Source organism: Nocardia violaceofusca NBRC 14427 (genome assembly GCF_963869435.1).
In the GTDB taxonomy this organism is placed as follows: domain Bacteria; phylum Actinomycetota; class Actinomycetes; order Mycobacteriales; family Mycobacteriaceae; genus Nocardia; species Nocardia aobensis.
Genome location: NZ_CAWMPM010000038.1, coordinates 34,728 through 55,628 on the forward strand (window position 1 = coordinate 34,728; position 20,901 = coordinate 55,628).

At 69.3% G+C, this 20,901-nt stretch carries 17 protein-coding genes; 9 read left to right on the top strand and 8 right to left on the bottom strand.

The features are described from left to right. Positions 1-106: 106 nt before the first annotated feature. The 3 genes from AC5592_RS28525 (at position 107) to ppc (ending at position 6,898) form a co-directional block, all read left to right on the top strand. Positions 107-1,339 (top strand): acetoin utilization protein AcuC, encoded by a 1,233-nt coding sequence (locus tag AC5592_RS28525; RefSeq protein WP_051024744.1) that lies wholly within the window; start codon positions 107-109, stop codon positions 1,337-1,339. Continuing rightward, positions 1,332-4,031, top strand: coding sequence for a bifunctional acetate--CoA ligase family protein/GNAT family N-acetyltransferase (locus AC5592_RS28530; protein WP_036503118.1), 2,700 nt, complete (start codon positions 1,332-1,334; stop codon positions 4,029-4,031). The genes AC5592_RS28525 and AC5592_RS28530 overlap by 8 nt, the downstream gene beginning before the upstream one ends. Before the next feature lie 80 nt (positions 4,032-4,111). Further along, entirely contained in the window at positions 4,112-6,898 is a 2,787-nt protein-coding gene (gene ppc / locus AC5592_RS28535; RefSeq protein WP_157122292.1) for a phosphoenolpyruvate carboxylase, read from the top strand. Between the two features lie 213 nt (positions 6,899-7,111). On the opposite strand, the gene AC5592_RS28540 is transcribed toward ppc, so the two are convergent. From AC5592_RS28540 to AC5592_RS28550, 3 genes are all read right to left on the bottom strand, one after another. Next, positions 7,112-8,080, bottom strand: coding sequence for a sigma-70 family RNA polymerase sigma factor (locus AC5592_RS28540; RefSeq protein ID WP_030517242.1), 969 nt, complete (start codon positions 8,078-8,080; stop codon positions 7,112-7,114). A 123-nt stretch (positions 8,081-8,203) separates the two neighbouring features. Beyond that, positions 8,204-9,790 carry a DUF7782 domain-containing protein gene (locus tag AC5592_RS28545; RefSeq protein ID WP_084507332.1) on the bottom strand — a complete coding sequence of 529 codons (1,587 nt, stop codon included), beginning with the start codon at positions 9,788-9,790 and terminating at the stop codon, positions 8,204-8,206. Positions 9,791-9,856: 66 nt separating this feature from the next. Next, complete coding sequence (locus tag AC5592_RS28550) at positions 9,857-10,276, bottom strand: DUF3099 domain-containing protein (RefSeq protein WP_084507350.1); 420 nt, start codon at positions 10,274-10,276, stop codon at positions 9,857-9,859. Positions 10,277-10,546: 270 nt separating this feature from the next. On the opposite strand from AC5592_RS28550, the gene AC5592_RS28555 reads away from it, so the two are divergent. Together AC5592_RS28555 and AC5592_RS28560 are read left to right on the top strand one after the other, a co-directional pair. Further along, on the top strand, positions 10,547-10,780 hold the full coding sequence (locus AC5592_RS28555) for a DUF3039 domain-containing protein (protein ID WP_030517239.1): 234 nt from the start codon (positions 10,547-10,549) through the stop codon (positions 10,778-10,780). Positions 10,781-10,904: 124 nt separating this feature from the next. Next, positions 10,905-11,939, top strand: a complete 1,035-nt coding sequence (locus tag AC5592_RS28560) for a CE1 family esterase (RefSeq protein ID WP_063066013.1) — start codon at positions 10,905-10,907, stop codon at positions 11,937-11,939. Positions 11,940-12,008: 69 nt separating this feature from the next. Here the strand turns inward: AC5592_RS28560 and AC5592_RS28565 are convergent, their stop codons facing one another. Then, positions 12,009-13,208, bottom strand: coding sequence for a YihY/virulence factor BrkB family protein (locus AC5592_RS28565; protein ID WP_084507335.1), 1,200 nt, complete (start codon positions 13,206-13,208; stop codon positions 12,009-12,011). 182 nt (positions 13,209-13,390) lie between these two features. Between AC5592_RS28565 and AC5592_RS28570 the strand changes: the two genes are divergently transcribed. Then, complete coding sequence (locus AC5592_RS28570; protein ID WP_232329592.1) at positions 13,391-15,109, top strand: DEAD/DEAH box helicase; 1,719 nt, start codon at positions 13,391-13,393, stop codon at positions 15,107-15,109. 55 nt (positions 15,110-15,164) lie between these two features. Here AC5592_RS28570 and AC5592_RS28575 read toward each other — a convergent pair whose 3' ends face one another. Beyond that, the gene (locus AC5592_RS28575; RefSeq protein ID WP_063066015.1) at positions 15,165-15,779 is read right to left on the bottom strand and encodes a TetR/AcrR family transcriptional regulator; all 615 of its coding nucleotides are present in this window, start codon (positions 15,777-15,779) and stop codon (positions 15,165-15,167) included. 101 nt (positions 15,780-15,880) lie between these two features. Between AC5592_RS28575 and AC5592_RS28580 the strand changes: the two genes are divergently transcribed. Then, positions 15,881-16,618, top strand: a complete 738-nt coding sequence (locus AC5592_RS28580; RefSeq protein WP_036503068.1) for an SDR family oxidoreductase — start codon at positions 15,881-15,883, stop codon at positions 16,616-16,618. A 12-nt stretch (positions 16,619-16,630) separates the two neighbouring features. Here the strand turns inward: AC5592_RS28580 and AC5592_RS28585 are convergent, their stop codons facing one another. Then, entirely contained in the window at positions 16,631-17,221 is a 591-nt protein-coding gene (locus tag AC5592_RS28585; protein ID WP_063066016.1) for an SWIM zinc finger family protein, read from the bottom strand. Position 17,222: 1 nt separating this feature from the next. Continuing rightward, positions 17,223-19,019: a DEAD/DEAH box helicase gene (locus AC5592_RS28590; protein WP_063066017.1), complete on the bottom strand. Its 1,797-nt coding sequence runs from the start codon at positions 19,017-19,019 to the stop codon at positions 17,223-17,225. A gap of 41 nt (positions 19,020-19,060) precedes the next feature. On the opposite strand from AC5592_RS28590, the gene AC5592_RS28595 reads away from it, so the two are divergent. Further along, positions 19,061-19,831 (top strand): TetR/AcrR family transcriptional regulator, encoded by a 771-nt coding sequence (locus AC5592_RS28595; protein WP_063066018.1) that lies wholly within the window; start codon positions 19,061-19,063, stop codon positions 19,829-19,831. A 64-nt stretch (positions 19,832-19,895) separates the two neighbouring features. Here AC5592_RS28595 and AC5592_RS28600 read toward each other — a convergent pair whose 3' ends face one another. Next, positions 19,896-20,090, bottom strand: coding sequence for a DUF7455 domain-containing protein (locus AC5592_RS28600; protein WP_030517230.1), 195 nt, complete (start codon positions 20,088-20,090; stop codon positions 19,896-19,898). A 433-nt stretch (positions 20,091-20,523) separates the two neighbouring features. Between AC5592_RS28600 and AC5592_RS28605 the strand changes: the two genes are divergently transcribed. Beyond that, the gene (locus AC5592_RS28605; RefSeq protein WP_036503094.1) at positions 20,524-20,898 is read left to right on the top strand and encodes a DUF952 domain-containing protein; all 375 of its coding nucleotides are present in this window, start codon (positions 20,524-20,526) and stop codon (positions 20,896-20,898) included. Positions 20,899-20,901: the final 3 nt, after the last annotated feature.

Genomic DNA, 20,901 nt, shown 5'->3' on the forward strand with positions numbered 1-20,901 from the left:
GCATTTCTACTGCATGACAACGACAACGCGGGTGGTCTGCTTCCCGTGTCCCCGCCGGTGCGAGCAACGCCACGGCGACGGGCCGCGGTGGGCTAGCGTGACCGTTATGGCAGACGACGCCGCCGTGGTGTGGACCGACCGCTTCCTGGACTACACCTGGACCCCGGAACATCCGATGAAACCGGCCCGGCTCCGATTCACGATGGCGCTCGCGCGCAGTCTGGGTTTGCTCGACGGCATCGAAACCCTCGCACCCGGCCCGGCCGGTGACGGTGAGTTGCTGCGCATCCACACCGCCGCCTACCTCGAGGCCGTGCGCCACGCCGTGCCCGCACCTCCGGGCACGACACCGCCGGCGGCACCCCCGCACGGGCTCGGTTCGATGGACAATCCCGTCTTCCCTCATATGCACGAGGCGGCCTCGGTGATCGTCGGCGGAACCCTCGCCGCCGCCGCGGAAATCGCGGCGGGCCGCGCCCGGCGGGCGGTCAGCATCGGGGGTGGCATGCATCACGCGATGCCCGATGCCGCATCCGGGTTCTGCGTCTACAACGATGTGGCGGTGGCCATTTCGTGGCTGCTGGACAACGGCTTCGACCGCATCGCCTACGTCGACGTCGACGTGCACCACGGCGACGGCGTGCAGCGCGCCTTCTACGACGATCCGCGCGTGCTGACCATTTCGCTGCATCAGCATCCGGCGACGTTGTGGCCCAACACCGGCTGGCCCGAGGAGATCGGCGCCGGCCCCGCGGAGGGCACCGCGATCAATCTCGCCGTGCTGCCCGGCACGCGGGATGCACAGTGGCTGCGCGGATTTCACGCCGTCGTGCCCGGGGCGCTGGCCGCGTTCCGGCCGCAACTGGTGGTGAGTCAGTGCGGGGTCGACAGCCATCGCGAGGACCCGCTCGCCGACCTCGAACTCACCGTCGACGGCCAGCGCGCGGCGTTTCGTGCCATGCGTGAACTCGCGGACCGGTACGCCGAAGGGCGCTGGCTCGCGGTGGGCGGCGGCGGTTACGGACTGGTCCGGGTGGTGCCGCGCGCGTGGACCCACCTGCTGGCGACGGCGCTGGATCGCGAGATCGACCCGGGCACCGCCATTCCCGAGGACTGGCGTGAGCTGGTGCGCGGCTACGCCCCGACCGTGCCGGCGCCGACCACGATGGGCGACGGCGGCGACACCGCCTTCATCCCCTGGGAGGGGCCGGGCGGCGCGCTCGACACCGGCGACGCCCATCTCGACCGCGCGCAGCGCGCGATCGACACCTCGGTGCTCGCCACCCGCCGCGCGACCTACGGATTGCTGGGCCTGGACCCGGAGGACCCCCGTGACTGAATCATCCGTCCCCGCACCGGACGCCGAGAACACTCCCGCCGATCCGCCGCCGCCCCCGCAGCATTGGTTCGCCGATGTACTCGCCGCCGACGGCGGTGTGGTCCGGCTGCGGCCGATCACCCCCGACGATGCGGAGCCGATGCAGGCCTTCCACGCGGCGCTGTCCGATCGGACCCGTTATCTACGCTATTTCGGTCCGTACCCGCGGATGACACCGAAGGATCTGTACCGGACCACCCACGTGGACTACCACAACCGGGTGGGGCTGGTCGTCGAACTGGGGTCGGTGATCATCGCGGTCGGCCGCTACGAACTGCTCACCGATCGCGAAGGTCCCCGCGCGGCGGAGGTGGCGTTCGTCGTCGCCGACGAACATCAGGGCCGCGGCCTGGGATCGATCCTGCTCGAGCATCTGGCCGGGGCGGCCGCCGAGAACGATATCGACACCTTCGTCGCCGAGGTGCTCGCCGAGAACCACACCATGGTCACGGTCTTCCGGGAGGCGGGGTACCAGGTGCAACGCAGCCGCGACGGGTCCGTGCTGCACCTCGAATTCGCCATCGACCCCACCGAAGCGCTGCTGTCGGTGCGGGATTCGCGGGAGCGGGCCTCGGAGGCACGCAGTGTCGGCAATCTGCTGGCGCCGCGGTCGATCGCCGTCATCGGTGCCACCCCGTCGGCGAGCCGGGTCGGCGGGGCGGTGCTGGCGAATCTGCTGTCCGGCGTGTTCCAGGGCCCGGTATATCCGGTGAATCCGAATCGGACCTCCGTGCGCGGTGTGCGCGCCTATCCGACCGTGCACGACATCCCCGACGAACTGGATCTGGCGGTGGTCGCCGTACCGGCCGAGGAGATCAAATCGGTCCTCGACGACTGTATGGCCAAGGGGGTCAAAGGCCTGGTCGTGCTGACCGCCGGATTCTCCGAAACCGGGCCGGCGGGCTTCCGCGCCGAGCGCGATCTGGTCGACGCCGCACGCGGCCACGGCATGCGCGTGGTGGGACCGAGCGCGCTCGGTATCGCCAACAGCGATCCGGCGGTCTCGCTGAACGCGACGCTCGCGCCGGTGCTACCGGGCCGTGGCCGGGTCGGATTCTTCTGCCAGTCCGGGCCGCTGGGCGCGGCCATCCTGGCCGAGGCGGCGGCGCGCAAACTCGGACTGTCGACCTTCGTCTCGGCCGGTAATCGCGCCGATGTGTCGGGGAACGACCTGCTGCAGTATTGGGATACCGATCCCGACACCGACGTCGTGCTGCTGTATCTGGAGACCTTCGGCAATCCGCGCAAATTCTCCCGCATCGCCCGCCGGGTGGCCCGCACCAAACCGGTGGTGGCGGTGAGCAGCGGCCGCAACGCCGCCAACGTGCCGGTCAGCGGTCTGGAACGTTCGGTGGAGCGCGATCTGTTCGCCCAGGCCGGCATCGTGCAGGTCGATACGATCGCCGAATTGTTCGACTGCGCCATGCTGCTGGCCTACCAGCCGCTGCCGGACGGCCCGCGACTCGCGGTGATCGGCAACAGCGCCGCCCTGGGCTGGCTGGCGGTGGACGCCGCGCGCGGGGAGGGACTGGAGGTCGGGGAGCCGACCGATCTGGGGCCCCAGGCCGAACCCGCCGACTACCTGACCGCCGTCGCGAGTGCGATGGATTCGGCCGAGGTCGACGCTGTCATCGTCATCTTCGCGCCGCCGGTGCCGGCGGCGGTCACCGCCTTCGCCGAGGCGATCCGGGCCGGCGCGCAGGATGCGGTCAAACCCGTGCTCACCACCTTCGTCGCCGATCACGGTATGCCGAATCTGCTCACGGTGCGCGGTGCCGGCGGCATCGTCGACCGCGGTTCCATTCCGTCCTACCCCGATCCGGAACGCGCGGCGCGAGCGCTGGCACGGGTGCGGCGATACGCGGCGTGGCGGACCCGCCCGGCCTCCCTGGTGGTGCGCCCGGACGGTCTCGAGGTCGGCCGCGCGCGAGACCTGGTGGAGCAGTGGATGTCTCGCAGTCCCGACGGGGACTGGCTCGGCGATCTGGAGGCCGCGGAACTGCTCGCCTGCTACGGCATTCGCGTGGTGGAGTTCCGGGAAGCTCGTGATCCCGACGCCGCCGTCGCGGCGGCCGCGGAGCTGGGATATCCCGTCGCCGCCAAGGCCACCGGCGAAATGTGGCGCAGCCGACCGGATTTCACCGGTGTCCGCCTCGACCTGTGGCGCGACACGGCGGTCCGGCGCGCCTACACCGATCTGGCGGAACTGACCGGCAACGCGGTGGTCCACATCCAGAAGATGGCGACCAAGGGGGTGGGGTGTGTGCTGCGGGTGCAGGACGACCCGTCGTTCGGATCCGTCATCGGATTCGGTCTCTCCGGAACCATCATCGATCTGCTCGGCGACCGCGCCTACCGGGCGTTGCCGCTGACCCAGGCAGAGGCGGTCGAATTGATCGACGCCCCGCGCGCCGCACCGTTGCTCGACGGGCAGGCCGGATCGGGCCGCGCCATCGGGGAGCCGGTGGACAAGCAGGCGCTGGCCGTACTGGCACAACGCATTTCGGCGCTGTGCGACGATCTGCCGGAGGTGCGGGAACTGTCGGTGGAACCGGTGCTGGCCTCACCGGAGGGCGCCGCGATCCTGTACGCACGCGTGCGGATCGGCCCGGAACCGAGCCGCTTCGACAACGGTCCGCGCCGGCTGGTGTGAGGCGTTCGGTGCCCGGCCCGCCATACCGTGGTGACCAGCGCCACCGCGGCCGGTCCGCGGATATGGTCGATACTGGCCGTATGCGCGAAGATCAGATCGAGAGCGCTACGGCGCCCCTGCGGGACGATATCCGGTTTCTCGGCGCGATCCTGGGCGAGACGATCCGCGACCACGAGGGCCCCGAAGTGTTCGACCTCGTCGAACGGGTGCGGGTCGAGGCCTTCCGGGTGCGGCGGTCGGAAGTGGAGCGCAGCGCGGTGGCGGAAATGCTGCGCGATACCGAGCTGCCGGTGGCGATCCCGCTGATCCGGGCGTTCAGCCATTTCCTGCTGCTGGCCAACCTCGCCGAGGATCTGCAGCGCGACCGCCGTCGCGCGGTGCACGTCGCCGCCGGTGAGCCGCCGCAGGAATCCAGCCTGGCCGCGACGTATCGGGCGCTCGACCACGCGCGCGTCGACGGCGCGGTCGCCGCGGAGGTGCTCGAGGACGCGCTGGTCTCGCCGGTGATCACCGCTCATCCCACCGAGACGCGCCGCCGCACCGTCTTCGACGTTCAGGCCCGCATCACCGAACTGATGCGCCGACGGGCCCGCTACCGCGAGGACGAGCCCGAATACGCCGCGATCGACCACGACATTCGCCGCCAGATCCTCACCCTGTGGCGCACCGCGCTGATCCGCCTCGCGCGGTTGCGGATCTCCGACGAGATCGAGGTCGGACTGCGCTACTACGACCTCACTTTGCTCGAGGTGATTCCGCGGATCAACGCCGAGGTCCGCGAGGCGTTGCGGGCGCGGTGGCCCGGATACGATCTGCTCGCCCGGCCGATTCTGCGGCCCGGTTCCTGGATCGGCGGCGACCGCGACGGCAACCCGAACGTGACGGGCGAGGTGGTGGAACGCGCCACTCGCCGGGCCGCCACGGTGATCTTCGGCCACTATCTGAAAGAGCTCGTCGCCCTGGAGAAGTCGCTGTCGCAGTCGATCCGGCTGGTCGCGATCACTCCGGAACTGTCGCGGCTGGCCGACGCAGCGGGTGACGATTCGCCGCAGCGCGCCGACGAACCGTATCGTCGCGCGATCCGCGGCATCCGCCTGCGCCTCGCCGCGACCGCGCAGCGTGCGCTCGGCTCGGCCGCCGAATTCCCCTCGGTGTTCGAACTGTCCGGTGAGCAACTCGCCCGCGTCTCGCCGTACGAGGGCCCGGACCAGCTGCTGGACGATCTGAACACCGTCGACACCTCCATGCGCGAATCGGGTGACGGCCTGCTGGCCGACGACCGCCTGGCCGCGCTGCGCGGCGCGGTGGAGACCTTCGGGTTCCACCTGCAGGGCCTGGACATGCGCCAGAACTCGGAGGTGCACGAACAGGTCGTGGCCGAACTGCTGGCCTGGTCGGGTGTGCACGCGGACTATCGCAGCCTGTCCGAAGCGGAGCGCGTCGAGCTGCTCGCAGCGGAATTGAGCACGCGACGGCCGCTGCTGGGCCCGCATGCCCAGCTGAGCGAACTCGCCACCAAGGAGCTGGGGGTGGTGCGCGCGGCCCGCGCCGCGCTCGACGCGTTGGGGCCCGATACCGTGCCCAACTACATCATCAGCATGTGCACCTCGGTGAGCGACATGCTCGAGGCGGCGCTGCTGCTGAAGGAGGCGGGAATTCTCGATCCCGGCGACGACCAGACCCCGCCTCACTCCCCGGTCGGGGTGGTTCCGCTGTTCGAGACGATCGACGACCTGCGCGGCGGCGCGGCGACATTGGCCGCGGCACTGGAGGTTCCGGCCTATCGCCGCCTGGTCGCCGCCCGCGCGATGGCGCAGGAGGTGATGCTCGGCTATTCCGATTCCAACAAGGACGGCGGATATCTGGCGGCGAACTGGGCGTTGTACCGCGCCGAACTCGACCTGGTGGAAACCGCCCGCAAAACCGGAATCCGGTTGCGGCTGTTCCACGGTCGGGGCGGCACCGTCGGCCGCGGCGGCGGCCGCAGTTACGACGCGATCCTCGCCCAGCCGGCGGGCGCGGTGCGCGGTTCGCTGCGCCTGACCGAGCAGGGAGAGGTGATCTCCACCAAATACGCCGAATCCGGTTCCGCCCACCGCAATCTGGAATCGCTGGTCGCCGGCACACTGGAATCGTCGCTGCTGGATGTCGAAGGTCTGGGATCCGGCGCCGAGGCGGCCTATGAGGTGTTCGAGGAGCTCGCGGACGCGGCGCGCGAGGCCTATGCGCGGCTGGTGCATCGGACGCCCGGCTTCGTCGACTATTTCCGGGCCTCCACGCCTATCGCCGAGGTCGCCGACCTCAATCTCGGCAGCCGGCCCGCCTCCCGCAAACCCACCAGTTCGGTATCGGATCTGCGGGCGATTCCCTGGGTGATGGCGTGGAGCCAATCCCGGGTGATGCTGCCGGGCTGGTACGGCACCGGCAGCGCCATCCAGGAGTGGGCCGGTACCGACTCCGAGCGCTGGCAGACGCTGCGCGACCTGTATCGGCGCTGGCCGTTCTTCCGCACCGTGATGTCCAACCTGGCGCAGGTGATGGCCAAGGCCGATATGGATATCGCCGCCAGTTATGCCGAGCTGGTCGAGGATGCGACGTTGCGCGCCACCATCTTCGGCATGATCCGCGACGAGTTCGACCGCACCGTACAGGTGCATGCGGCGATCACCGGCAGCGATCAGTTGCTGTCGGACAACCCGGCGCTGGCCGAGTCCATCCGCAACCGCTTCCCGTACCTGGAACCGTTGAATCAGATGCAGGTGGACCTGCTGCGGCGCAGGCGCGCCGGGGACGAATCGGAGTTGGTCGAGCGCGGCATTCTGCTCACCATGAACGGCTTGGCGACGGCGCTGCGCAACTCGGGGTAGCCGCGGCAACCCGGGGTGGCCGCGCAATTCGGAGTCGCGGCAACGGGATTCGCGCCGGGGGATCGATGCCGGGGGATCGATACAGCACGCCGGCCGACGGATGTGCCCCGGAGGGGGAAGGGCACACCGGCGTCGGCCGGCGCAGCGGAGGTGACCATCCGGTCACCGGGATGGTGCTGGGCCGGATTCCGGGCGGCCCAGCGTCTGTGTGACCTAGCTGGCGTAGGCGCGCAGGCGGTCCGCCCGCTCACCCTTGCGGAGCTTGGCCATGACTTCGCGCTCGATCTGGCGCACGCGCTCACGCGAGAGACCGAACAGCTTGCCGATCTGGTCGAGGGTGCGCGGCTGACCGTCGTCGAGGCCGAAACGCAGCCGGATGACCTGCTGTTCGCGCTCGTCGAGGGTGGCCAGCACGCTGCGCACATCGCGGTGCATGAGCCCGGCGATGACGGCGCTCTCGGCGGAGGTCGCCTCCGAATCCTCGATGAAGTCGCCCAGCGGGGCTTCCTCGTCGTTGCCGACCGGCATGTCCAGGCTCACCGGGTCGCGGCTGTGGTCGAGCAGGTCGGCGATCTTCTCCACCGGAATACCCGATTCGGCCGACAGTTCCTCGTCACTGGCTTCGCGGCCGAGCTGCTGATGCAGTTCGCGCTTGATCCGGGCCAGCTTGTTGACCTGTTCCACCAGATGCACAGGGAGGCGGATCGTGCGGCTCTGATCGGCCATACCTCGGGTGATGGCCTGCCGGATCCACCAGGTCGCGTAGGTGGAGAACTTGAAACCCTTGGCGTAGTCGAACTTCTCCATCGCGCGGATCAGACCCAGGTTGCCTTCCTGGATCAGATCCAGCAGCGGCATACCGCGGCCGGTGTAGCGCTTGGCCAGCGATACGACGAGGCGGAGGTTGGCCTCCAACAGATGCTGACGGGCGGCCTGACCGTCGCGGACCAGGATCGCCAGATCCCGCTTGCGGGTCGCCGAGAGCCGCTTGCCGGTCTCCAACAGGTGTTGGGCATAGAGGCCCGCCTCGATGCGCTTGGCCAACTCGACCTCGTCGGCGGCCGTCAGCAGCGCGGTCTTACCGATCCCGTTCAGGTACACACGTACCAGGTCGGCTGCCGGGCTCTGGGCGTCGAGGTCCGAATCGATGGCGCGCACTCCAGTGGTGGCGGGGCTTGTCATGACTTGCCTCCTGTCGGTGGTGTCTCACTCCGAACAACGGACCCGACACAGGGAAAGTTCCCCGCCTTGGCGCCGATAAACCGTGCTGAGCTGCGGCTTTCGCAACCTCCGTCTGAGAAGTTCTTAAGAAGGGAACTCCGTGGACATGGGGGAGGGCGCGGAGATGCGCGCGGCGTCGGCCGGGGTCGCGTCGAGTTCGTCCGGTGTGATCAGTCCGTGCCGGACCAGTCCGGTGACCGCCGACAACGCCTCGGCTCGGAATTGCGGCGTCGCGGTGGTTCCGGTGTGGCCGATTGCGAGCAATTCGACCAGTTCTTCCAACGGCAGCCCGTCGGGCCGCATTCCCGCGAGCAACGCCGCCAGCGTGTCGTCGATCTCGTGCTGCCAGCGGGGGCCGTCACCGCGATGCAGGCGGACCACCCGCTCCTGCCAGCCCTCGGCGCCCGGCAGCAGGACGCGTTCGAGCGCGGTCGCGGCGTCGACGGTGAAGCGCGCACGCCAGGCGACCTCGTTGTCCGCCAGCACCGTCCGCAGCCACGCCGAACGGCGGAAGTAGGCCGGCGCCTCCGCGCCGAGTGGGTCGTCGAAACCGTGGGTGAGATCCTCGGCCAGGACCTCGGTGGGCCCGTCGATCGCGCGGAGATAGACGAAGCCGAAGCCGATGCCTTCGACCTGCGCCGCGTCGAAGGCGGCCAGCCACTGCTCGGCCCGCCGCTGTGCCTCGGGGTCGCGCGGATCCAGTCCGGCATCGCGCAGCCACGTGCCGACATACAGTGCCGGATCGGCCACATCGCGCTGCACGATCCATGCGTCGATCCCCTGATCGGGCAGCCAGCTCGCCACTCGGCTGCGCCAGTCCGCATCGCCGGCGTGCACCCAGGAGGCGAGCATCGCCGCGGTACCGCCCGGATTCAGCAGACCGGGCGCCTGCGAGACGACCAGTTCGCTGGCGCCGTCGAGCGCCAGGCCCGAATCGCGGTAGGTGTGCTCGATCCGGGCCGGCCCGACCACGAACGGAGGATTGGCCACCACCTGATCGAAGCGGCGTCCGGCGACCGGCTCGAACCACGAGCCCTCGACCAACTCGATGTCGAGGTCGTTGAGCGCGGCGGTCGCCTCGGCCAGCCACAGCGCGCGGCCACTGACATCGGTGCCTGTCACCGTCTTCGCATAGCCCGCGGCGTGCACCGCCTGCACACCGCAGCCGGTGCCGAGATCCAGAACGGATCCGACGGGATCGGTCGGCGTCGCGCGCAGCAGCGACAGCGACGCCTGGCCCACGCCCAGGACGTGGTCGGCGCTGAGGGTGCGCCGCCGCATCGAGTCGTCGAGATCCGACAGCACCCAGCGGGTGCCCGAACCCAGATCCAGGGGCCGCAGGTCCAGCGCGGCGCGGATCGAATCGCCGTCGCGCTCGAGCAAGCCCGCGGCGACGGCCCGGTCGATGTCGAGCGGGGCGAAGGCCGCGGCCACCTCCCGTTCGGGCAGGGCGTCGCCGAGCAGCAGCAGCCGGATCAGCGTGCCGAGTTCACCGGCGTCGCGCGCGGCCCGCCGCACCGGCACCGGTTCGGAACGTCCGAGGGCGGCGTGGGCGTCGGCGCCGATGGCCTCGAGCACGGTGTCGGCGTCGTAACGGACCCTGGTCAGCGCGGCGCGCAGCGCGGGTGCGAGGGCGATGAGCAGGGAGGCGGTGGTCCGGTCGGCAGGCACACGAGAACTCTGCCACCTGGTACGGGGCGCCGCTCTCGCCGGGTCCGGGCAGGTCGCCCGTGTCGTTCAGCCGTCGATGGAACGGTGCTGTCCCGATTCGAGCGCTTTCGCCGCGCGGCGCTCGTCCCAGCGGCTGGGCTCGTCCTTGCTGCGCGGGGGCCGGTCGTTCGCGATGAGTACGGCGATCCAGGGCAGCGGTATGGAGACGCCGATGATGGCCAGCGAGATCAGCGCATTGCTCCACAGGCCGTACGCGGCCGCCGCCAGTACCAGACAGGGAATGCGGAAACCCATCAGGATCATGTAGCGCTTCACGCGGGCGCGGTGCTGCTGATCCAGCGAGGGTGCGGCCTCGGTGATCAAGACCGGATGCTTGTCCTCGCCGGGGAAATAGCCGGTCGAGGCGCGGGTGGGGCGGGGGACCGAACCGGGTGGCCGGCGTTCGAACGTCGCGCCCGAAGGCCGCGCATCGCCCGGCTCAGACATGTCCGGAGCCTCGGCGGTATCCGCGGAGCCGCGGGGTTCGGCCGCGCGCGCCTCGTCGCCCTCCGGACCGACCCGTCCCGGGCCCGACGTCCGGGACTCGGGCGGTAGATCGGAGGAGTCGCCGTCGCGCTGCATACGTCGAGTCTTCCACTCCGCATGATCGAATGCACACGCGCCCGCCACCGCGCAAGCACCGCCGATCCGCGGATGTTCGATGAGGTTGGCGACACCTGCTCACCAGCCGCGCGCGCCGATGGCAGAATCGATGGGGTGAGCACCGACACCCTGGTTCGTCCGGACACGACCACCGACGAGACGACCGACAGCGATACTCCCAAATTCTTCCACTACGTGAAGAAGGACAAGATCGCCGAAAGTGCCGTGATGGGCACCCATGTCGTGGCGCTGTGCGGCGAAGTGTTCCCGGTGACGCGCTCGGCCAAGCCCGGCTCGCCGGTCTGCCCGGACTGCAAACGCATCTACGAAATGATGAAGAAGGACTGAGTTCGAAGGACGGCTCGAGAGGGCCGTTCCGAGTGGTCTCGTCCGTCTGCGCCCGCGCCCGCCTCGCTTGTGTGATCATTGTTCTCCTCGGTGAGAACGATATTTTCCGCGAGGTGGGCAGTACATGTATATCGCGACGTCCCGGTGGTTTCGCACGGTCTCGTCCATCGCGGCGGCACTCCTGACGGCTGCCGCCCTCTCGACCGCGACCACCGCTCGTGCCGGCGAACCGGAGAACGTACCGGCACAGCCCTCGCCGGGATGTTCGGCGTCGCATCCGACCGGCACCTCGATCGAAAGCTTCGCGGCGGCCGGGAAATCCGGGACCTACATTCTCGACGTTCCCGCCGTCACCGCACCGCTGCCGCTGGTGGTCGATCTGCACGGCTATCTGGAACCGGCCGCCCTCGAGTATGCGGGCACCGGTCTGGGGTCCTTCGGCATGGCCAACGGATTCGCGACGGTCACGCCGCAGCTGGACGAACCCGGGGTGCCACGGTGGGATTTCGGCGACCACAGCGCCGATATCGCGTATCTGTCCGATCTGCTGACTCACGTCGAGGCGAACCGCTGTGTGGACGAACGCCGCGTCTATGTGACCGGGCTGTCGATGGGCGCCTTCACCACCTCGTCGCTGGCGTGTCAGCTCGCGGACCGGATCGCCGCGGTGGCGCCGGTGGCCGGACTGCAGGACTTCGCGTGGTGTGATCCGGTTCGCGCGGTCCCGATGGTGGCCTTCCACGGCACCGAGGATCCGATCGTCGCCTATACCGGCGGTGTCGGGCCCAATGCGAAATATCTGCCCTCGGCCGACGGAACGGGGTCGGCGGCGCAGCGCGGCGATACGCGGCCCGGTGGGGTGAACGGTCCCGGACCGGTGAGCATCCCCGAGCAGGCGGCGGCGTGGGCGCGGCGCGAAGGATGCGGGGTCCCACCGCGACAGCAGCAGGTCGCCCCGGACGTCGTGCGCTACACCTATCCCTGCCCGGACCGGACGGCCGTGCAGTTGTACGCGGTCGTCGGCGGCGGCCATACCTGGCCGGGCACCGCGTCGGTGATCTCGCCGGAACCGCTGGTCGGCCGCACCACGACCGCGATCAGCGCGAACCGGATCATCTGGGACTTCTTCCGCGACCACCCGCTGCCCGCCGGGAAGTGAGGTACGCGCCGACCGGGGCGGATCCGATGGCGATGGTCCGCGTGCCGGCGCAGGGTCGGGCGTGGCCGGTTATCCCGCAGGGCGGATCCGGCCCGGGTCGAGAACGGACGGTGGACGGGTGTCGGCGCGGTAGGCAGAACCACCGGCGGGATCGTCGGGCCGGCCGTCCCGAGGTGGGCCGTCCGAGTGTCGCGGATCCGCGGCTCCGGGGTCATCGGACCGAGTCCACGGCAGATCCGAGGGCGGTTCGTTGTCGCTTCGCGCGGTCTCGATCTCGTCGTCGCTGCCGTCGTGCCGGTGCTTGCGCCGGGCCCACCATTGTTTGAATTGTTCGAACCGGGTCGCCCGGGCCGGCCAGAACTCCTGCACGGTGGCATTGAATTCCGCGCCCAGAATCACCGCGAACGCCAGGAAGAACGTGAAGAGCAGGAAGGCGATCGGGGTCGCCAGCGCCCCGTAGCTGACGCCGGCCCGCGCCGCGTAGGTCAGATAGCGGCGCAGGATGTCGCTGGCCGCCATGAAGAAGATGCCGGCCACCAACGCCCCGCCGAAGAGCCGATGCCACGGCAGCGACCGGTGCAGCGCCAGTTTGTACAACGTGGTCAGGCCGACGATGAGCAGCAGCCCGGCCGCCGGATAGTAGAAGGTGTCGATCAGGCGGAGGCCGGGTTCACGCCAGTTCGGTGGCAGCGTGCGCCCGATCAGGGTCGGGCCCAAGGCCACCAGCGGCAATACGAATACGGCCGCCACCAGGAACAGCAGATACAACCCGAGCGCGAAGATCCGCTGCCAGACCGGATGGCGGGCATCGGCCTGTCCGTGCGCGGCGACGATGGAATCGACGAAGGTCGCCATGGCCGAGGACCCTGCCCACAGCGACAGCACGAAACCCACCGACACCACCGCACCACGGCCGCGCTGGAGAACGTCGCGCACGGTCGGCGCGATCATCTCGTCGACGACGTTGGCGCTGAACAGGTTGCGGCTGAAGCTGACGATCTTGCCCTCGACGATATGGACGGTGTCGGGGCCGAACAGTCCGCCGACGTAACCGATACTGCCCAGCAGTCCGAGCAGCAGGGGCGCCAGCGAGAGGGTCTGCCAGAACGCGGCGGCGGCCGATTTGGCGAAGATCGAATCTCCCCACGCCTTCTCCGCGACCCGCGTGATCACCTGCCAGATCCGCCGCAGCGCGGCCACGACTCGACCGCGCAGCCGCTGCCAGGAGCGCGCTGCGCCGGACGTCGAGGCCGGTCGGTCGGAACACATCGTGAGTACAGCATTGCCCACCGAGGGCGCCACGGCAGCAACGGGCCGCGAACGTGTCGTCAGTGTTCTGCCGCACAGGCGCGCGGTGATCTGCGAGGTGAGCCGGGCCGTCGCCGGATTCGTGGCAGATCACGTGGTGTCGAATTGGCTTGGTGTCGGTGCCGGTCGCTACTGTCTGTCGAGTGACTTCGGGTGGTGGCGGTTCGTTACGAGCATGGCAGCGCAGAGCACTCACCAGATATCTGACGACCAAACCACGTGATTTCCTGGCTGTGGCGACGCCCGGCGCGGGTAAGACCACGTTCGCGTTGCGGCTGGCGACCGAGCTGCTCACCGACCGCACCGTCGACCAGGTCACCGTGGTCGCGCCCACCGAACACCTCAAGCATCAGTGGTCGGCGGCGGCGGCGCGGCTCGGCATCCAGCTGGATTCGAACTTCTCCAACAGCACCGGCGGCACCTCCGGCGATTTCCACGGCGTGGTGGTCACCTACGCCCAGGTGGCCTCGCATCCGTTCAAGCACCGGGTGCGGACCGAGAATCGCCGGACCCTGGTGATTCTCGACGAGATTCACCACGCCGGTGACGCCAAGAGCTGGGGTGATGCGGTCGCCGAGGCGTTCGGTGACGCCACCCGCCGCCTGGCGCTGACCGGTACTCCCTTCCGCAGCGACGATTCGCAGATTCCGTTCGTCAACTACGAACCGGACGAATCCGGCTTCCCGCGGTCGAGTGCCGACTACACCTACGGTTATTCCGAAGCCCTCGCCGACGGTGTGGTCCGGCCGGTGGTCTTCCTCGCCTATTCCGGTGAGGCGCAGTGGCGGGACAGCGCGGGTGAGGAGTATTCCGCCCGGCTGGGTGAACCGCTGAGCGCCGAACAGACCGCGCGGGCGTGGCGTACCGCCCTCGACCCGGCAGGCGACTGGATGTCGAAGGTGCTGACCGCCGCCGACACCCGGTTGCGGCAGTTGCGCGCCACCGGCATGCCCGATGCGGGTGGCCTGGTGATCGCGACCGATCAGGAGAAGGCTCGCGATTACGCCGAACTGCTGGAACATATTTCGGGCAGCAAACCGGCGGTGGTCCTCTCCGACGACCCCACCTCCTCCCAGCGGATCGGGGAGTTCGCCAACAGCACCGATCCGTGGATGGTCGCCGTGCGCATGGTGTCCGAAGGTGTGGACGTGCCGCGTCTGGCCGTCGGCGTCTACGCCACCAGCGCCTCGACCCCGCTGTATTTCGCCCAGGCCATCGGCCGTTTCGTGCGTGCGCGCCGGACGGGGGAGACCGCGAGCGTCTTCCTGCCGTCGGTGCCGGTGCTGCTCGATCTGGCCGCCCAGCTCGAAGTGCAGCGCGATCACGTCATCGGCAAACCGCATCGGGAGAAGAACGCTCTCGACGACGAACTGCTGATCGATGCCAACAAGCAGAAGGACGAGCCGGGCGAGGAGGAACGTGCCTTCGTCGCGCTGGCTGCCGACGCCGAACTGGATCAGGTGATCTACGACGGCGATTCGTTCGGTACCGCGACATTCTCCGGCAGCGACGAGGAGGCCGATTACCTCGGCATTCCGGGCCTGCTGGACGCCGAGCAGATGCGGGCCCTGCTGCGCGACCGCCAGACCCGCCAGATCCGCGAACGCAGCGCCGTCTCGGTGGCCGAGGCGCCCGACGCGGGACCCTCCGCGGCGGCCGCGGCCGAGCGCGTCGCGACCGCCGACCGGCTGGGGGAGTTGCGGCGCGAACTCAACTCGCTGGTCGCCATGCATCATCACCGCACCGGAAAGCCACACGGGGTGATCCACGGCGAGCTCCGGCGCGAATGCGGCGGACCGCCGACGGCACTGGCGACCGCCGATCAGTTGTCCCAGCGCATCGCGGCGTTGCGGCGGATGTAGCTATCGCCGCTGCGGTGAAAAGCCCTGGCCCGCAGCGTTTTCGGTAGCCGGCGCGTCAGCGCTGTTCGGCGGGCGTGGATTCCGGCCAGGCCTGCAGTGCCCGGTCGATCGTCCGGCCGAGCCGGTGCAGGTCCATTCCGTCACCGGCCTGCACCGACAGTCCGAACAGCACGGCGGTGTAGAAGTCGGCGAGACCGTCGATATCGGCATCGGCCCGCAGATCGCCGTCGTGGATGCCGCGATCGAGTCGCTGCCGCACCGCTTCGGTGGTGTGGCGGCGGCGCCGCGCGAGCAGATCGCGGACGGCGCCGTGGCGAGGCCCCGCCGTGTTGCCCGCGACCACCACCAGGCATCCGCGCGGCGTGGCGGGGTCACAGTAGGCGGCGGCGTTGTCGCGCAGCATCGCCTCGACAGCCGCGCGAGCGGTGGGCGCGGTCTCGAGTGCGCGGGCGGTGTACCCGCCCTCGGTGCGCCCGTAGAGTTCGACGGCCTCGCGGAACAGTTGCTCCTTACATCCGAAGGCGGCGTACAGGCTCGGGGAGTTGATACCCATCGCCGAGGTCAGGTCGCTCATCGCGGCACCCTCGTAGCCGTGTTCCCAGAACACCTCCATCGCGCGCCGCAGCGCGATGTCGCGATCGAATCCGCGCGGTCGTCCGCGTTCGGCCATCGAATCCTCTTTCTGTGTCGATCACTAAATATATCTCTTGACGGCCGTGGGCAGACCTGCTTGTCTATTTCTGTATTGATCGACACAGAATTGGAGTGCAGATGAGCGAGTCGACCACCGTGGCTCTCGTGACCGGAGGCAGCCGGGGCATCGGTGCCGCGATCGCGCGGCGGCTGGCCGCCGACGGTGTGGATGTGGCGCTGACCTACCGCGGCGGCGCCGAGGCGGCCGAGGCGGTGGCAGCCGATATCCGTGCCCTCGGGCGGCGCGCGATCGCGGTGCGCGCCGACAGTGCCGATGCCGGGCAGGTCGCCGCGGCGGTCCATCGCACCGCCGCGGAACTGGGCGGGGTCGACATCCTGGTCAACAACGCGGGCATCTTCCCGGCCAAGCCGTTCACCGATTTCACCGTCGCCGAGATCGACGAGGCGCTGCACATCCACGCCCGGGCGGCTTTCGTCGCGGCGCAGGCCGCACTCGCGTACATGGGCCGCGGCGGGCGCATCATCAGCATCGGCTCGAATCTGTCCGAACGCGCGCTGTTCGAGGGACTGACGCTCTACAACCTCAGCAAATCCGCCCTCAACGGATTCACCCGTGCCCTCGCCCGGGAACTGGGCCCACGCGGAATCACGGTCAATCTCGTCCAGCCGGGCTCCACCGATACCGATATGAACCCGGCCGCGTCCTCCCACGCCGAGAACCAGTTGCGGCATTCGGCGCTCGGCCGCTTCGGCGAGGCCGACGACGTCGCGGGTGTCGTCGCCTTCCTCGCCGGCCCGTCGGGCGCCCGGCTGACCGGGGCGACCCTCACTGTCGACGGCGGTACCAACGCGTGACTTCCGCGCCGCCTAGCCGGCAGAGTGTCGCCGCATCGGCTCATCCGTCGCCATGCCGGTGAAAAACGTTGCGGGGTCGAGAGAATCGAGCGGTGTCCATCGCGCGGGCGGGGCGTCCGACGCTCCGCTCTCCGGCGCGCCACCGGACCGGTAGCCCTGCAGATCCAAGGACAGCCAAGGGTTTTCGTCCACCGCCCGGGCGAGGGCGTAGCACGCCGCCAGCAGATGCAGGCAGCGTGGATTGCGGGCCGAGCACGAGCAGTCGGTCGCGCCGAGCCGCGGTATCGGGGCCAGGCCCACGGCGGTGAGGACGGCGTGCACCTCATCGGTGAGTTGGACCAGGTGCGCGGGAATGTGCTCGGCCATGGCGTTCACCACCGACGCCGGCAACGGTGCGATCTCCAGCAGTGTCACCGACGCCTGCCCGCCGCGGTGGATATGCGCCGAGACCGTCGTGCCGTGGACATCCAGGCGGACGCCGCCGTTGCGGGCGATGCTGCGGGCCCGGGGCAGCAGCGGCTCAGGACGTGCGGTCCGGATCGGCTCGGCCAGCCGCACCCAGCCCATACCCCACGGCGTATAACCGAATTCGTTGTCGGGCATGTCAGTTGCCTCGCTTCCGGCGCAGTACCGCCAGCAGATGGTCGTCGTCCAATCGGGCCAGCCGCGCCACCGATGACCGTCCGTCGCCGGCGCCGAGTCCGGCCAGCGCGGATTTGCGATCGTGCATGCCGGCGATATGTTCCTCGACGGTGGTGGCGCTGGTCAGTGTGGTGATCGTGACCGGGCGGGTCTGCCCGATGCGATGTGCGCGGTCGGACGCCTGCGCCTCGACCGCTGGGTTCCACCAGCGGTCGTAGTGCACCACGTCCGCGGCGCGGGTCAGGGTAAGGCCGGTTCCGGCGGCGCGCAGGCTCAGGATCAGAATCGGCGGGCCGTCGGCGCTCTGGAATGCCGTGACGATCGCGTCGCGCTCGGCCTGTGACAGGCCGCCGTGGAATACGGGCGCCGCCACACCGAATCGCTCGGCGCAGTGTCGTCCCAGCAACTCGCCGGTGCGCCGATACTGGGTGAAAACCAATGTCGGGCAGTCCAGTTCGAGGTTGTTGGCGAGGATGTCGGAGCAGACGTCGAACTTCCCGCTGCGTCCGGTGAGCTCGTCGAGATCGCCGGTGACCAGCCCGGGATGGTTGCAGACCTGCTTCAGGGCGGTCAGCGCGGCCAGCACGCGCGCATTGCGTTCGGCGCCCACACCGAATCCGTCGGCCTCGGCGCGGTCGAGCAACTCGTCGTAGAGGCGCTGCTGCTCCGTGGTCAGATCGCACACCAGATCGGTGTGGATCTTCGGCGGTAAGGTCGCGGCGACCTGAAGTTTCCTGCGGGCCAGCACGATCGGCTCGATGGTGTCGTGCAGTCGCCGCACGGCCGCGGTGGAGCCCTCCTCGATGGGCCGCACGAAGCGCCGCCGGAACTGTGCCTTGTGCGTGAACGCGGCGGGCGTGACCAGATTGAGCAGCGCCCACAGTTCGTCGAGATGGTTCTCCACGGGCGTACCGGTCAACGCGACCCGCGCTCGCGCGGATACACCCCGCGCCGCCCGCGACACCTGCGTGCGGGGATTCTTCAGCACTTGTGCCTCGTCGAAAATCGCGGTGGCCCACTCGATATCGGCCAATGCCGGCCCGTAGCCGCGCAGCGTCGGATATCCGGTGACGATCACCGCATCGGGTGCGAGATCGCCGAGCTCCTCGCCGCGCCACGCGATCGGGCGTAGTCCGGGCGCGAAGCGGCTGATCTCGTGCACCCAGTTGCCGACCAGTGAGGTCGGGCAGACCACCAGTTGCGGACCGTCGTCGGCGCGTCCGAGCAGAAAGCCGATGGCCTGCACGGTTTTTCCCAGGCCCATCTCGTCGGCGAGCACCGCGCCGCCGTATTCCGCGGTCGTCCGGTGCAGCCAGGCGATTCCGCGCGCCTGATAGGGCCGCAACCGCGCGCGCAGCGGCTCGCGCAACGCCCGCACGACCTCCTCGGTCTCGCGGTAGGCCCGCACCGCCCGGTCGGCGGAGACGATCGCGGTGGCGGCCGCATTGGGAACGGCATGGCCGGCGGCGGGCAGCAGCTCCGGCCCGCCCGCCTCCCGCGCGACGCGCTGCCAGGCCGACAGCGACGAACCGGGGTGGCCCACCTCGACCGCATCGAGCCGATCGGCGTCGACCACGGCGCAGGCGACCTCGCTCACCTCGATCGAGGTGCCGTCGGGCTGCGGCACGGCGAGCCGGACGGTGTCGCGCGCGCCGTGCGGCGGGGGTTCGGTCACTCGGCCGGCCCAGTTCCACAGGGCGAACGCATGGCGATCGGGCAGATAGGTGGCATGTGTGGTGTGCAGAGGACCCTCGCTCATCTACGTATAGCGTACGGAGTATTATAACCCCGTACGGTGTAATGAGATTCCCGAGGAGCGTGGTGACCCAGAAATCCGCGTCCGACCGGGCGCGACAGGTGATCGCACTACTGTGGCGCCGCGAACTCCCGGCCAGGCCGGTGTTACGCGGACCGAAGCAGACGGTCGAGGTCGACGAGGTGATTCGCACGGCGGTCCGCATCGCCGACCGCGACGGCTACGGCGCGGTGTCCATCCGCGCGGTGGCCACGGCGCTCGGGCTGGGCCCGATGAGTCTCTACACCTACGTCCCGGACAAGCAGGCGCTGATCATCGCGATGGTCGACTGGGTGGCCGCCGAGGACGCGCCGATCGATCCGGCCGCGCCGCTGCGCGAGCGTCTGGCCGCGGTCGCTCGCGGCGTGCGCGCGGAACTGCTCGCGCATCCGTGGCTGCTGGAGGTTCCGCCGTGGCGGCTGGATCTGGGCCCGAGGCGGCTGCGGCGCTACGAACGGCAGTTGAGCGCGCTGGAAGGGTCGGGGCTGACCGATGTCGAGATGGATCGGACGATCGCCGTGCTGTCGGATTTCGCGACCGGCAATGCCCGCACCGCGGTCGCGGCCCGGCGTGAAGCCGATGAGATGAGCGATGCGCGGTGGTGGGAGGTGTACGGGCCGCCGCTCACCGAGGCCATGACGGGCCAGTCGTTTCCGCTCGCGGAGCGGGTGGGTACCGCGGTGGGGGAGCAGTATCAGGCGCCCGGAGATCCCGACGGCGCCTTCGAGTTCGGACTGGCGCGTCTGCTGGACGGGCTCGTACCCCGGCCGGTGTGACCGGAGACACGAAAAGGGCGGCCCGAAGGCCGCCCTTGGCTGACAGTGGACGTGAGGAGCCGGCCTATAGTGCCGGTGCCGACTCTGTATCGATGACTGCCTCCAGCTCGCGCAGGCGCTCCATGTGCTCGTTCGCGTGGTGTTGGCAGAAGAGCAACTCGCCACCGGCGGGAAGTGTCGCGCGCACGCGCGCGGCCGCCCCGCAGCGGTCGCAACGATCGACCGCGGTCAGTGGGGTGCTTGTCAGTGTTCCTGGCATGACTCCTCCGTCCTGGCTCCCGGCGCAGAAAGCCGTTCGCCTGGTGTGGGGCCCACGGTCCCTTCCGCGGGCTCGCTACCGCTACTTCCCAGCAGTGGCTGATGACTACTCTGTCAGACGTTCGGGACGGGGGCTTTGTTCCCGAAGATGTTTGTATGTGTTTTCCCTAACATGACCAGGTATTTCGCTGTGGGCGAACACCATGGCCATCCTTGGGAACCTCGGTTCACCACCTGTGGTTCAACACTTCGGAAAAAGGCCGATCCAGTTGTCTGATCGCAGATTACCCGCGCCCACCGACAATCAACCGCTCAATCAAACGTCCGGTTCGTTCCTTTCGGCGGGTCGCGCGCGCCACGCTGGGTATGGTGCTGCCGTGACTGCCGACAACGTTGCCTCCGCCGCCGCCGAGACCGAGAACATCAACGGGCGCATGCTGGTTCACCTCTGTACCCCCGCGGAGTGGGAGCAGGCGCAGCGGATCGGCGAACGCGTGGCACCCTCGCTGGAGAGCGAGGGGTTCCTTCATCTGTCCGCGCCGCATCAGGTGCACCTGCCGGCGAACCGGCTGTTCGCCGGTCGCGACGATATGCTGCTGCTCTGGATCGACGTCACCCGCCTGACCGCGCCGCTGCGCTGGGAGCCGGGTGTGCCCGGCGATCCGGGTTCGATGCGCTTTCCGCACCTCTACGGCCCACTTCCCGTCACGGCGGTGGTGCGCACCAGTTACTATGCCCTTGATGAAAAAGGGACATTTCCGGCGCTCACCGCTGATCCGGATCAGTGGCCTGCCTCTCGAAGTGCTTGATCT